This window comes from Streptomyces sp. NBC_00986 (assembly GCF_045162565.1).
GTDB lineage: Bacteria > Actinomycetota > Actinomycetes > Streptomycetales > Streptomycetaceae > Streptomyces.
In genome coordinates this window covers 7094707-7108074 of the sequence record NZ_CP108733.1, presented here as the reverse complement: position 1 = coordinate 7108074, position 13368 = coordinate 7094707, and the positions used below count along the sequence as shown (strand labels likewise).

The 13368-nt window shown below is 69.5% G+C and carries 11 protein-coding genes; 2 read left to right on the top strand and 9 right to left on the bottom strand.

The window, feature by feature from the left end; genetic code table 11:
- The first annotated feature begins 158 nt into the window (after window positions 1–158).
- Entirely contained in the window at window positions 159–689 is a 531-nt protein-coding gene (locus tag OG504_RS31835) for a GtrA family protein (protein ID WP_405992879.1), read from the top strand.
- Between the two features lie 21 nt (window positions 690–710).
- On the opposite strand, the gene OG504_RS31830 is transcribed toward OG504_RS31835, so the two are convergent.
- Both OG504_RS31830 and OG504_RS31825 read right to left on the bottom strand, forming a co-directional pair.
- Window positions 711–1988, bottom strand: coding sequence for an ATP-binding protein (locus tag OG504_RS31830; protein ID WP_405992878.1), 1278 nt, complete (start codon window positions 1986–1988; stop codon window positions 711–713).
- 138 nt (window positions 1989–2126) lie between these two features.
- Complete coding sequence (locus tag OG504_RS31825) at window positions 2127–2804, bottom strand: response regulator transcription factor (protein WP_174447603.1); 678 nt, start codon at window positions 2802–2804, stop codon at window positions 2127–2129.
- A 514-nt stretch (window positions 2805–3318) separates the two neighbouring features.
- On the opposite strand from OG504_RS31825, the gene OG504_RS31820 reads away from it, so the two are divergent.
- Entirely contained in the window at window positions 3319–4815 is a 1497-nt protein-coding gene (locus OG504_RS31820; protein ID WP_405996480.1) for an oligopeptide:H+ symporter, read from the top strand.
- A gap of 1229 nt (window positions 4816–6044) precedes the next feature.
- On the opposite strand, the gene OG504_RS31815 is transcribed toward OG504_RS31820, so the two are convergent.
- From OG504_RS31815 to OG504_RS31785, 7 genes are all read right to left on the bottom strand, one after another.
- Window positions 6045–7385, bottom strand: a complete 1341-nt coding sequence (locus OG504_RS31815; protein WP_405992877.1) for a hypothetical protein — start codon at window positions 7383–7385, stop codon at window positions 6045–6047.
- Window positions 7382–8500 carry a hypothetical protein gene (locus tag OG504_RS31810; RefSeq protein ID WP_405992876.1) on the bottom strand — a complete coding sequence of 373 codons (1119 nt, stop codon included), beginning with the start codon at window positions 8498–8500 and terminating at the stop codon, window positions 7382–7384. The genes OG504_RS31815 and OG504_RS31810 overlap by 4 nt, the downstream gene beginning before the upstream one ends.
- Window positions 8497–9309, bottom strand: a complete 813-nt coding sequence (locus OG504_RS31805; protein WP_405996479.1) for a hypothetical protein — start codon at window positions 9307–9309, stop codon at window positions 8497–8499. Before OG504_RS31805 ends, OG504_RS31810 begins: the two co-directional genes overlap by 4 nt.
- A gap of 36 nt (window positions 9310–9345) precedes the next feature.
- On the bottom strand, window positions 9346–10065 hold the full coding sequence (locus OG504_RS31800) for an LPXTG cell wall anchor domain-containing protein (RefSeq protein WP_405992875.1): 720 nt from the start codon (window positions 10063–10065) through the stop codon (window positions 9346–9348).
- 157 nt (window positions 10066–10222) lie between these two features.
- Complete coding sequence (gene serS, locus OG504_RS31795) at window positions 10223–11497, bottom strand: serine--tRNA ligase (RefSeq protein WP_405992874.1); 1275 nt, start codon at window positions 11495–11497, stop codon at window positions 10223–10225.
- A gap of 529 nt (window positions 11498–12026) precedes the next feature.
- Window positions 12027–12554 (bottom strand): ATP-binding protein, encoded by a 528-nt coding sequence (locus tag OG504_RS31790; protein ID WP_405992873.1) that lies wholly within the window; start codon window positions 12552–12554, stop codon window positions 12027–12029.
- A gap of 208 nt (window positions 12555–12762) precedes the next feature.
- Entirely contained in the window at window positions 12763–13140 is a 378-nt protein-coding gene (locus OG504_RS31785; RefSeq protein WP_033284379.1) for an STAS domain-containing protein, read from the bottom strand.
- Window positions 13141–13368 lie beyond the last annotated feature (228 nt).

Here is a 13368-nt window from a genome sequence, read left to right as displayed (position 1 = left end):
CAGAGTATCGGTCACGCCACGGCGGCCTGATTTCCGTACCTCTTACCGTTCTTTTCCGGGTCTCTTCCCGACCTGTGAGCGGCTTCACGGGCGCCGGGGGAAAGCGGTGGTTAGCATGGCTGGGTCGAGAATCCGAGAAGACGGGGGCCTGCACAACCATGGAGCCTGGTTCCGAAGGGCCTTTCAAACGGCTCGCCCGCGAGGTCGCCAAGTTCGGCGCGGTGGGCGTGGTGGGCACCGTGGTGAACTTCGCGGTCTCCAACCTGCTGTGGCATCTGACCAGCCTGCAGGCCGTGCGCGCCAACGTGATCGCGACGATCGTCGCCATCGCGTGCAACTACGTCGGCTTCCGGTACTTCACCTACCGTGACCGCGACAAGAGCGCCCGCACCAAGGAACTGAGCCTGTTCCTGGCGTTCAGCCTGGTCGGCCTGGTGATCGAGAACGGCATCCTGTTCGCCGCGATCTACGGCTTCGGCTGGGACAGCTCGCTGCAGCGCAACGTCTTCAAGGTGCTCGGCATCGGCATCGCGACGCTGTTCCGCTTCTGGTCGTACCGCAGCTGGGTGTTCAAGGCGCTGCCGGTGGAGGACGAGGGTGAGGCCGGGGAACCCGTCGCGAAGACGGAGGCCCCCCTCATCGAGCCCCAGCGTGAGCCGCTGCCCCGCCCCAAGCAGCACGTGAGCTGAACAGCCCACCCCCTCCGGCCCCTAGCGGACCGTGGGCTCGTCCTCGTCCACGGGCAGCCGCTTCGTCGGCGGCGTACGCGACAGGAACAGCCCGAACACCGGCGGCTGCGCCTGCAGCATCTCCAGCCGCCCGCCGTCCGCCTCCGCGAGATCCCGCGCGACGGCCAGCCCGATCCCCGTGGAGTTGCGGCCACTGATCGTCCGCTCGAAGATGCGCGCACCGAGGTCCGTAGGGACCCCGGGCCCCTCGTCCGTGACTTCTACGACGGCCTGGTTGCCGGTGACGCGGGTGCGCAGAGCGACCGTGCCGCCGCCGTGCATCAGGGAGTTCTCGATCAGCGCGGCCAGCACCTGCGCGACGGCGCCCGGGGTGCCGACGGCCTGGAGATGCCGCTTGCCCGAGCTGACGATCGCGCGGCCCTCGCTGCGGTAGGCGGGCCGCCACTCGGCGAGCTGCTGCTGGATGACCTCGTCGAGGTCGAAGGAGACGGCGGACCCGGTACGAGGATCACGCGCGTTGGTGAGCAACCGCTCCACGACATCAGTGAGCCGCTCGACCTGCGTCAGCGCGATCGTCGCCTCCTCCTTCACCGTGTCCGGGTCGTCGGTGAGGGTGATCTCCTCCAGCCGCATGGACAGGGCGGTCAGCGGCGTACGCAACTGGTGTGAGGCATCGGCAGCCAGCCGTCGCTCGGCGGTGAGCATGCGGGCGATCCGCTCGGCGGAGGAGTCGAGGACGTCGGCGACCCGGTCCAACTCCGGCACGCTGTACCGCTTGTGCCGGGGCCGCGGGTCACCGGAACCGAGCCGCTCCGCGGTCTCCGCGAGGTCGGTGAGCGGCGAGGCGAGCCGGTTGGCCTGCCGTACGGCGAGCAGTACGGCGGCGACCACGGCGAGCAGGGCGACGGCGCCGATGATGAGCAGCGTCCGCCCGACCTCCCGGGTGACGGTCGACCGCGGCTCCTCCACGGTGACCGTCTCGCCCTCCTCGCCCTTGGCGGTGGAGCGGATGACGTCACCGGCCGGCTTGGTACCGACCTCGATCACCGGATCACCCGGGATCCGGATCACGGCGTACCGGTCCTCCGTGACCTGCGTACGCAACACCTCGGAGTCGACGATCTCCGCCCCGAGAATCCGGCTGTCCACGATGCTGGCCAGCCTGAGCGCCTCGGAATCCACCCGTTCCTGGGCGCTGTTGCTGATGGTCCGCGTCTCCACGATGACAAGAGACACACCAAAGACAGCGATCACCACGAGCACGACGGCGAGGGTGGACTGAATAAGACGACGACGCACGGGACTCTCCGAGAAAGGGTGACGTCAACGCCCCTTTAGGGGCGCTTCAGGGGCGCGGGGAACTGCGCGACCAGCCACACGCAGCCAGCACCCGCACACCCACCCAAGCCACCATGGCGATGACGCGCGTAAACCGGGCTAGCTCTTCTCGAACCGGAAACCGACACCCCGCACCGTCGCGATGTACCGGGGGTTCGCGGCATCGTCACCGAGCTTCTTCCGCAGCCAGGAGATGTGCATGTCGAGGGTCTTGGTCGACGACCACCACGTCGTGTCCCACACCTCGCGCATCAACTGGTCACGAGTCACCACTCGCCCGGCGTCCCGCACAAGAACCCGCAGCAGGTCGAACTCCTTGGCGGTGAGCTGGAGTTCCTCGTCGCCCATCCACGCACGGTGGGACTCGACGTCGATACGGACGCCGTGCGTGGCGGGCGGCTGCGCGGGCTCGGCCGCACCGCGCCGGAGCAGGGCCCGGACGCGGGCGAGCAGTTCGGCGAGCCGGAAGGGTTTGGTGACGTAGTCGTCGGCGCCCGCGTCGAGGCCGACGACGGTGTCCACCTCGTCGGCGCGCGCGGTCAGGATGAGGATGGGGACGGTGTGGCCCTCGGCGCGCAGTCGGCGGGCCACTTCCAGGCCGTCCATGCCGGGCAGGCCCAGGTCCAGGACACACAGGTCGATGCCGCCCTGGATGCCGGCGTCGAGCGCTGTCGGTCCGTCCTCGCGCACCTCGACCTCGTAACCTTCCCGTCGCAAAGCGCGGGCCAGCGGCTCCGAGATGGACGCGTCGTCCTCGGCGAGCAGTACACGGGTCATGAGGTGATGGTAGTCCGCCTCGGACAGCGGTCGGGGTGTGATCGCCACGAGTGATTCTTACCTTGGGGCAAGTCGGATTCGCAGCGGTGAAGAATCTGGTCCGAACCTGTGTCTGTGGGATGCCATCCTTGTATTCACCTTCAAAAGATCGACCACGGTTCCACTTATCCCTGTGATCGATGTCTCAAGTCCTTCCATTTCCGGCGGTGTCCTGCCGTATGGTGACCTGAACGCCTGTAGCAACACCGGTGACCTTTGGCGAGCATTTACAGCTGAAGGTCTCTTTTGTGTGCGGGCTGGCTGTCGCCAGCCTTGAAAGGAATGACCTGTGGCCGGGCCCGAGCGCAGTACGCGCAGGGCGTGGATCCCGGTGGTCGCCGTCCACCGTCCCGTGACCCGGGGCGGACTCCCCGAGGGCGTGGGGACGGACGTGCCGATCCCGCCGGTGCCGGCCGCCCCCCACCGGGCGCGCGACCGCTCCTGCACGCGCGTCCCGAACCAGCAAGGATCGACCATGGCGTCCAGCCTGACGAAGGACTCGGTGACTCCGGGCACCCCCGGTTCCGAGAAGACCTTCTTCGGCCACCCCCGCGGACTGGCCACTCTCTTCATGACCGAGATGTGGGAGCGATTCTCCTACTACGGCATGAAGGCTCTGCTCCCGCTGTACCTGGTGGCACCGGGCGGCCTGCACATGAGCGCGGCCACCGCGACCGCGATCTACTCGGTGTACCTGTCACTCGTGTACCTGCTCGCCCTCCCCGGCGGCTGGTTCGCGGACCGCGTCCTCGGCCCCCGCAAGACGGTCGCCGTAGCGGGCGTGATCATCATGCTCGGCCACCTCACCCTGGCCCTGCCGTCCTCGGGCACGTTCTTCGCGGGCCTGGGCCTGGTGGCGATCGGCTCGGGTCTGCTCAAGGCCAACATCTCGACGATGGTCGGCCACCTCTACGAGGGCCCGGACGACCCGCGCCGTGACGGTGGCTTCACGCTCTTCTACATCGGCATCAACATCGGCGCGTTCGCCGCGCCGCTGGCCATCGGTACCGTCGGCGAGAACGTCAACTGGCACCTCGGCTTCGCGCTCGCCGCGGTCGGCATGGCCCTCGGCCTCGCCCAGTACCTGCTCGGCACGCGTCACCTCAGCTCCCGCTCGGACATCGTCCCCACGCCGCTGTCCGCCGAGGAGAAGGCGGCCACGCTGCGCAAGTCGGCGTTCTGGGCGGCCGTCGCGGTCGTCTTCTACGCGATCGTCGGCCTCTCCGGCCACTACACGCTGAACTGGCTGCTGGTCCCGATCACCGTCGCCGGCCTGCTGATCCCCGTCCTGGTCATCGCCCGCATCAAGCGCGACAAGGACCTCGACCGCGCCGACCAGTCGAAGATGTCCGCGTACATCTGGTTCTTCGTCGCCGCGGCCGTCTTCTGGATGATCTACGACCAGGGCGGCTCGACGGTGTCCCTGTTCGCCGACTCCTCCGCGAAGAACACCGTCTTCGGCTGGAACTTCCCGATCTCCTGGTACCAGTCGGTCAACCCGGTCCTCATCATGGCCCTGGCCCCGGTCTTCGCCTGGGCCTGGCTGGCCCTGGCCCGCCGGGGCAAGGAGCCGAGCACGGCGACGAAGTTCGCGATGGGTCTGGTCCTGATCGGCGCGTCCTTCTTCCTCTTCCTGGCCCCGCTCGCGATCGCCGACGGCGGTCACAAGGCGGCGGCGATGTGGCTCGTGGCGATCTACTTCGTCCAGACGGTCGGCGAGTTGACCCTCTCCCCCGTCGGCCTGTCCGTCACCACGAAGATGGCTCCCGCGAAGTACGCCTCCCAGATGATGGGCGTCTGGTTCCTGGCGGTCACGGCAGGCGACGCCACGACAGGCCTCCTGTCCATCGCCGGCGTCAACCTGAACAAGACGGGCATCGTCACCCTCGAAGCCGCCCTCGCGGTCCTCGCGGGCGCGGCGGTCTGGATGTACCGCAAGAAGGTCAGGGAACTCATGGGCGACGTCCACTGACACGCGCCTACGGCGACACAACAAAGGGCTGCCGTATCCCTCGGGGTACGGCGGCCCTTTCGCATTCCCGGCGCTTCACAGTGGACGTTGGGCCACTCGCTTCTTGGTCAGTGTCGGGCTTCCACGGCCCGAGTAAAGGGCGCTCCCTGCGGTCGCGTCGGCTACGCCGATTCCGCTCCGCTCCACCCTTGACTAGGGCCGCTCCAGCCCGTTTCAGAAGCGAGCGAGCGGCCCGGAGGAACGGGTGGCCAGGTACGTATGCCCGTACCTGTACTGCGTTGCGGGCCGGTACGGAGGGGCGCGTTCGCGTCTCGCCGGCACGCCACCTCGGCTCAGCGGCCAACGGTGAGTGGGCGGGGGTGGGTGGATGGGTGGTTGCTGGAGGCTGTAGGTAACACTAACCACTGTCATGACCTTTGACTGGTTAGAAATGACCCCAGCCTCCAGAGGGTGCGGGGCCGAGGGCCGGGGTGGGGTGGGGGTGGGGTGGGGTGGGGCTGGAAAGTGTGACACTTCCGCTTCAACTGTCACACTTCTACAGACCGGGTACCCCGGGAGGGGCGGTTGGCAAGCGGAAGTCACCACCCGCGCCATCACCCAGGCCATCACCCAGGCCGTCGCCCAGAACCGGCAGCCGGGAAGCCCCCACCGGCCGACAGCCGCCGAGCCGACCCGGCATGCAGCCGAGACGCCAGCGCGCCACCACGCCCCCAACCACGCCCCCGACCCCGCCCTCTCCGGAAGCCGGGGTCCTTTCTAACCAGCCAAAGGGCATGACAGTGGTTAGTTTTACCTACAGCCTCCAGCAACCACCCATCCACCCACCCCCGATCCACCCACCCCCGCCCACTCCCCCATCCACCGTTGGCCGCTGAGCCGAGGCGGCGTGCTGGCGAGGCGGCAGCGCGCACCCTCGCACCCTCGCACCCTCGCACCCTCGCACCCTCGCACCCCACCGGCCGGTAGCCGCTAAGCCCGCCCGGCGTGCCGGCGAGACGCGAACGCGTCCCCTCCGCACCGGCCCGCAACGCAGTACAGGCAAGGGGATTCCTACCTGGGCCACCCATCCCCCTGGGCCGCCCGCTCGCTTCTGAAACGGGATTGCGGGAGACGAGTCAAGGGTGAAGCGCAGCGGAATCGGCGCAGCCGACGCGACCGCAGGGAGCGCCCTTTACTCGGCTCCCGCAATCCCGACACTGACCAAGAAGCGGGCGGCCCACCCGTACTTGTCAGCGCAGTCGCCTCCGTCCCGGCATGAACGTGAACACCGCCACGCCAAGCAGGATCGCCGTACCGGAGACCAGGCCGAGTGCTTTCAGGCCGCCGTGGCTGTCCGAGCCCGTCTCCGCCAAGCCCCCTGAAGTGGATGTCGACGTTGACGTACCGCCCGATGTTGAGGAGCCGCCGGACGCGCCGCTTGCCTGTTCCGTCGTGTCCAGGGTCAGGGAGACCTCTGACTTCGTGGGGGTGCAAGTCGTCGTCGTGCCGAGGGCGTTGACCGTCAGAACGCCGGGGGACAGCGTCGACGTACCGCTCGCGCCCGGTTTGTATGTGCCGGTCAGGTCCGGGATCTCTATCGGGTCGCCGGATTTGATGGCAGCGGAGTTGGTCGGGCCCTCCACGTGGACCGTGCCCTTGTCGGCGCCGCCCAGGACCACCTCCATCGACGGCTTCACTGAGTCCGCCGGGATGTCCGCCGGGCTGTCCATCACCGACCCGTTGAACTTCACGGTGAGGTCGTAACTCCCGCCGTCCTTCGTGGCGTTGATCTGGACAGGTGAGGTCGCGTTCTTGTCACCGATCGGCGTCTTGCACGCGTACGGGACGGAGACCTCCTTGCCGGTGAAGTCCGTCTGGCCGGTCCCGGTGCCGTCACTGGGGCTCGCGGACGCCGATGTCGAATCACTGGGCGATGCAGACTCCGAGGCTGATTCCGATGCCGATGCGGAGGCCGACGTCGAGTCCGATGGGGTCGGGGACGTGCTGGACGAACTGCCGTCACCCGCCGTCACATTGATCGTCGCCGAAGGCGAGACCGTTGCCGTCGGTGTGCACTTCGTGTCCGTCGAGAACGCGTTGACCGTGTACGCGTCCGGAGTCAGCGTCACCGACCCCGCCGTCGTCAGCTTCAACGAGCCCTTCATGTCGGACAGGGTCATCACCGCACCCTTGGGGATCGCCGGGTTCGTGCGCGGGCCCTGCATCGCGATGTCGGCGGTCTGTGCGCCGGCCGCCTTCAGAATCCCGGACGGCTGGACCGAGTTGGCGGGCAGGTCGATGATGTCGGGGTTCTTGGACGCGGCCTGGGTGAAATGCCAGACGACGTCGACCGTGTCGCCCACCTTCGCCGTGGCGGGCGCGGTGATCTCGACCTTGGTGGTGCCGTCGACCGGGTCGATGCCGGCGGGCGGCACGCAGTGGGTGGCGTAGGACACCTCGGCGGCCTGCGCGGTCCCGGCGGTCAGGCCGAGCGCGAGGCCCGCACTGCCGAGGACCAGCGCGAACGTGGCCGCGCCCGCTCTCCGTACACCGCCTCCGCCGGCCGGTATGACTCTCCTTCGCTTGCTCACGTAAGTCCCTTCCTGGTGGGAGTCGTCGGACTCGTCGGGCTGTCGTCGTGCGGTGCGGAGAGTCGACCGGCCGCCGTGCCCGGATCGGAGTCCGGGGTGAACCACGGCAGGGTCGAGGTCGTAGGGGCGGCCGCGGCTGCTTCCCGGGACGCGGCCGCCCTGCCCAACTTCGGCATGCGCAGCGTGACTTGGGAGGGCATGTGCAGAGCCCTGTGCCGGGGCGGGCCCATGCTGCGGGCCGCCTTGCGTGGCCGTAGGCGGTCCACCACGGCCATTCCGATGCGGAACACCGCCGCCGGTACGACCACGCAGACCAGGACCCAGAACAGGGTCACGCCCCAGGGGCGGCCGACTCCCCATGGCTGTTCGGCGAGCACCCGGCCGCCGTACTTCATCGAGACGGAGTAGTCGCCGTGTGCTCCGGCCGAGAGTTCGACGGGGAGTTTGATCTCCGCCTTTCCGCCGGGCGCGATCGTGCCGCTGAACTGCTGGTCGTCCCACTGCGGCGCGAACACCCCGTGGGAGGTGCCGACTTTGAACACGGGGTTCTTGACGGGGGACGAACCGGCGTTGCCCACGGTGAAGACCAGCGTGCGGGACGGTGGTGCCCCGAACCAGGTCAGCAGCCCGCTCGAACCGTCCAGCCGGGTGTCGGAGAGGACCGACAGACGGCCGGCCGAGGACTCCGCGGGGAGTGGTTCGACCGCGTGGCCCGCCACCTGGAAGACCGTGTCCGCCGACGCGCTCGCGCCCGTCACCGTCGCCACATGCACCACGCACGGGCACGGCACCGGCGGTTCGGACACCGGCAGCTTCTTGCTGAAGATGCCCTTGGCGTCCGTCGTCACGGCTCTGCCGTCCGCGTTCGCACAGGAGTTGGTGCCGCCGATCACCCCACGCGCGGGTGTCGCCTGTCCGCAGATCAGCATCATCAGCAGGGCGTGCGGCCGCCAGTCGCTCCCGGAGACGGTGATCGAACCGCCCGTTCCCGCCTGCGACTTGGAGAGCTTCACACTCGGGCCGACCGCCGCCGCGGCGGACGTCGTCCCCGCCAACGGCAGCAGGAGCAGCGCGAGTACCGCCACCAGCGCCGGAATCCGCACCTTGCCGCTCACATCACCGCTCCCGTCAACTCGGTCCGACGTCGTAGGCGTAGGCGTAGGCGTACGAGGAGCAGCGCGGTCCCCGCCGTGGCCAGGACCCCGATGCCCGTCACCGCTCCCCACGGCACGAACCGTGTCGACACGTTCGCCGTGTCGTGGGCGCCGCCCGTCGCTGTGACCGTGAGGCGTACGTCGACCGCGTCCAGGGTGGGGTGGCCGGGCCAGGGTTCGGTGAGCTTCAGGCGTTGGCCCGGCGGGAGTTGGACCGGGAGGGTGCGGGGGGCGCGGTTCAGGAGGGTGCCGAAGAGGCCGGTGGCGTGGACGGCGAGTTTCGGGGTGAGGGGTGTGGTGCCGCGGTTGACCAGGTCGTAGGTGATGCCGTTGTCGTGGGCTGTTATGTGTTCGATGGTGAGTGCTGACAACGCCGGGCCGCGTACGTGGAGTTGGAGCCGTACCGTCGCCTCTCCGCCCTTCGCGTCCCGTGCGGTGATCGTGGCGGTGTGGTCGCCGGGGGACGCGGCCGTCGGGACGTTCACCGTGAAGGGGATGTCCGCCCGGGTGCGGGCCGGGACCCCGACTCCCGTGTCGGCGAAGGTGATCGGGACGCCTGTGGCCTGCAGTCGTACCGTGATCGGGCGGCCGGTCGGGTTGGTCACCGACACCGTGTCCTGGAGGGTGGTGCCTGGCTCGCCCTCCGCGTAGAACGTCGGGCGTCCGCCGCCCGCGGGCGCAACGGTCCATCCCCCGGCGGCCGTTGCGGTCGGCGTGGCCGCCAGGAGGGCGAGGAGGGACAGGCACAGGACGCGGGCGGTCGACGACAGCATGGGCGGCTCCAGCGTGCTTGCGGGGGGGGGCTGTCAGCGGCGGGCGTGGGCCGTCTGGTTGCGCCGGGTCAGCCACAGGGTGCCCGCCGCGCCCGCGAGCAGGACCGTGCCGCCGAGGGTGCCGAGGGCGATGACCGAGTCGTCGGGGCCGGTCTTCGGGAGCGTGCCGCTGGAGTCGGTGCCGGTACCGGAGCCGGTGGTGCCGCTGGTACCCGTCGAGCCGCTGGATCCCGACGAACCGCCCGCCGCCGTGACGTCCAGCGTGAGGGACGGGCCGGGGCTGTTGGTGGGGGTGCACGTCGTCGTCGTACCGAGGGCCTTGATGGTGAGGACGGCCGCCGTGAACGTGACCTTGCCGGACGCCTTCGGGGTGTACGTGCCCGTCAAGTCGTTGATTTTGATGGGGGTGTTGGCGGGGATCGCGGCCTGGTTGGCCGGGCCCGACACCGCGACCGTGCCGCTGTCCGCGCCGCCCACCTTGATGGTGGCGCTCGGGCTCATCGCGCCCTTGCCGAGCTCGACGGGGCTGGACGAGACGCCCTTCTGCCAGGACATGGTGAGTTTGTAGGCGCTGCCGCTCTTGACGCCCTTGATGTCGATCGGCGAGACGGCGGTCTTGACGCCGATGGGCGTCTGGCACTTGTAGTTGACGTCGACCACATCGGCCCGGGCTGCGGGGGCGGCCATGAATACCGCCGAGCCGGCCAGGGCCGCGACGGACGCGAGCGCTGCGGTTCGTTTCTGGTACGACACGGTCCCCTCATTCCTGACGGCACATCAGATCGGCCGTCAAGGTACGCCCGGGGTCGTGAGGAGGGAAGACAAGGCGCACGCCGGAGTTGTGACGATCCGGCGTGCGCGAAGAGGTCGACAAGTGGACAGGGTGACCGGGGGTAACCCGAGGTGGGCGTCAGCCGAGCAGGTCGGGCAGGCCCCAGCGGCGCAGCACCTCGGGCACCACGACCGTGCCGTCGGACCGCTGGTGCTGTTCGAGGATCGCGGGGAGGAGACGGCTGGTCGCCAGCCCCGAGGCGTTGAGCGTGTGCACGTACGCCGCCCTGCCGCCGCCCGCCGGGCGGTACCGGATGCCGCCGCGCCGGGCCTGGTACTCGCGGGCGTTCGACACCGAGCTGACCTCCGTGTACGCGCCGAGGCTGGGCAGCCAGACCTCCACGTCGTACGTCTTCGCCTGGGCGGGGCTGGTGTCCCCTGCGGCGAGTTTGGTGACCCGGTAGTGCAGTCCGAGGCCGGCCACCAACTCCTCGGCGCGGGCGAGGAGTTCGAGCTGGGCCGCGTCCGAGTCCCCCGGGCGCGCGAACTGGAACAGCTCGACCTTGTTGAACTGGTGGCCGCGCAGCGTGCCCCGGTCCGCGGTGCGGTGGCTGCCGCTCTCCTTGCGGTAACAGGGCGTGTACGCCACGTACTTGCGCGGCAGCTCGGCCTCGTCGAGGGTCTCCCCGCGGTGCAGGTTGACCAGCGCGGTCTCGGCGGTCGGCAGCAGGAACCGCTCCGGGCGCCCGCCCTCGCCCTCCTCCACCACGAACACCTCGTCGGCGAACTTCGGGAACTGGCCCGCCGTATAACCCGCTTCGTAGGTCAGCAGATGCGGCGGCAGCACGAACTCGTAGCCCGCCCGGCGGTGGCTGTCGAGGAAGTGGTTGAGCAGGGCCCACTCCAGCGCGGCGCCGTCGCCCCGGTAGATCCAGTGGCCGTTGCCGGCGAGAGCGGTGCCGCGCCGGTAGTCCACCAGGCCGAGATCCTGGGCGAGTTGGACGTGGTCGCGGGGAACGAAATCGGGGCTCGGGGCGCCTACGGTCCGTACGACCTCGTTGTTCTCCTTGCCTCCCGCGATCACGTCCTCGTCGGGGAGGTTGGGCAGGGCGTCGAGGAACTGCTGGTGTTCGCGGGCGAGTCGGGCGAGTTCGCCCTCGGCCTTCGTGACCTGGTCGGCCAGGGTCGAGGCGGTCGCCTGGAGCTCGTCCGCCGCGGTGCCCGCCCTGCGGTGGGCCGCGATCTCCGCCGAGATCCGCTTGCGCTCGCCGCGCAGCCGCTCCACGGCCGTACGGGTGTCCCGGAAGCGGGTGTCCAGGGCGAGGAACGCCGGAAGGTCGGCGTCCACCGCGCGCTTGCGCAGGGCCTCGCGGACCCGCTCGGGCTGCTGTCGGATGAGGGTGACGTCGAGCATCGTGCATGCTCCGTTCGCTACATCGGCGCGGCTCACCTCCGGAGCGCCCAAGTCGGTGTCGAGAGCCCGACCGTGCTCAGCCCTTCGGGCCTCCGCGCGCTCGACCTCTCGACACCGACGCGCCCCTTCGGCTCGCCTCGCGTCGGCCGGGGCACAAGAATCGCCCCGGGGGTGATCCCTCGGGGCGTGGGCGAGAGGGTGCTCGCGGTGCCACCACGCCTTCACCGGTCGCGGGCCGCACGGCCGTGGAAACGGTCGCGTACCGCCGTAGAACGGTCTCGTTCTGGCCCGATGACGGGGGCCGGCCGGCGGGGCATGGGGCCCGTCACAGCGACAGGCCGTTCCTCCCCGCGCTCGGGAGGGGATTCGCCCGGGGTGCGAGGCCGCCTTCACAGCGTCGGCGGCTCTCTCGGCTCGCGGGACCCGGGGTACTCGTCTCCGTCAGCGCGTTGGGACGAGCGTAGGGCCGGGTCGGGGGGCGGGGAAACGAATTTCTCAGCGCCCCATGGATCAGCCCCGTGCGGGCGGGCTAGGCGGGGGCGCCCAGCTCCGCCCAGACCGTCTTGCCGGTGACTCCTGGGGCGCGGACGACGCCCCAGTCCAGGCAGAGCCGCTGCACGATGAACATGCCGTGGCCGCCGGGGCGGCCCGCGCGGTGCGGGGTTCTGGGGGCGGGCTGGCCCGTGCCGCGGTCGGAGACCTCGACCCGGATCACCTTGTTCTCACAGGTGATCCACATCTCGTCCGGGCCTTCGGCGTGCAGACAGGCGTTGGTGACCAGCTCAGAGACGACGAGGAGCACATCCTCGGCGGCGGCGCGCCGGTCGGCGCCCTCGGCGGGCAGCCAGCCCCAGGCGTACAGGGCCTGGCGGGCGAAGTCGCGGGCCAGTGGTACGACCCCGCTCTCGCCCGCGAAACTGAGCCTGCGGGTGTTCCGGCCGACGGCCGGTTCGGCGTCGTCCCCGACGAACGGCACGGAAGCGCCTCCGGCGGGCGCCTCCGCGGCGCCACCGGACTCCGGGCGGTCGCCCGGCGGGTAGGGCCGGGTGGTGCTCATCAGCGCTTCACCTCACCGATTCACCGGTTCACGATTCAAGAGTCGGTACGTGTTCAAGAGTCAGTACGTGGATCAGGAGCGATTTGGTCGCTCGGGGTCTCGACAGGTTCAGATGTTCTCCTGCCCGAGCGAACCGGCAAAACACCCCTTACTCGGCACGGAAGACGAGGCACGGGGAATCCGCCGGTCACACGGGGGAGAACAGGGCTCAGCCGGACTCGTCGGCGAGGGCGGCCCCGAGGGTGTCGTGGACGGTGAAGACCGCTTCCGCCCCTGTGATCTCGAACACGCGCGCCACCGCGGGCTTCATCCCCGCGAGGTGCACTCCGCCACCTGCGGCTTCCGCCTTCAGGCGTGCGCCGAGCAGCACGTTCAGGCCCGTGGAGTCGCAGAACTCCAGCCGTGAGCAGTCCACGACGAGCCGTGCGTACCCATGGGCGAGCAGGTCCTCCAGCGGTTCCCGCAACAGATCGGCGGTGTGGTGATCCAACTCACCCGCCGGTGTCACGACTGCGCTGAGGCCCTGTTTCCGCACCTCGACCAGAAGCCGGCCAGACTGTGCGCTGCCGACCGTCCCGCGGTCCATGCCGTCTCTCTCTCCCGAGGTCGTGGCTGTTGACGTTCGCCCTGGAACACTACGCCTTCCTCACACTCTCCGACACCCGAACAACCGCCCACAAGTGGACATATGGGTACGCAACGCACTTGCGGCGAGCTCCGGAAAACGGGTAGGGCTAGTAGAGACAAGTATTTGGACATTCGATACGACGGACAAGTCCGGCAACCGACCGGTTCTCGCCCCGACTGTCGAAAC

Excerpts from the sequence above, each read along its gene's own strand:
- OG504_RS31835 (WP_405992879.1), top strand. The coding sequence starts at position 159 with ATGGAGCCTGGTTCCGAAGGGCCTTTCAAACGGCTCGCCCGCGAGGTC.
- OG504_RS31825 (WP_174447603.1), bottom strand. The coding sequence starts at position 2,804 with ATGACCCGTGTACTGCTCGCCGAGGACGACGCGTCCATCTCGGAGCCG.
- OG504_RS31820 (WP_405996480.1), top strand. The coding sequence starts at position 3,319 with ATGGCGTCCAGCCTGACGAAGGACTCGGTGACTCCGGGCACCCCCGGT.
- serS (WP_405992874.1), bottom strand. The coding sequence starts at position 11,497 with ATGCTCGACGTCACCCTCATCCGACAGCAGCCCGAGCGGGTCCGCGAG.
- OG504_RS31790 (WP_405992873.1), bottom strand. The coding sequence starts at position 12,554 with ATGAGCACCACCCGGCCCTACCCGCCGGGCGACCGCCCGGAGTCCGGT.
- OG504_RS31785 (WP_033284379.1), bottom strand. The coding sequence starts at position 13,140 with ATGGACCGCGGGACGGTCGGCAGCGCACAGTCTGGCCGGCTTCTGGTC.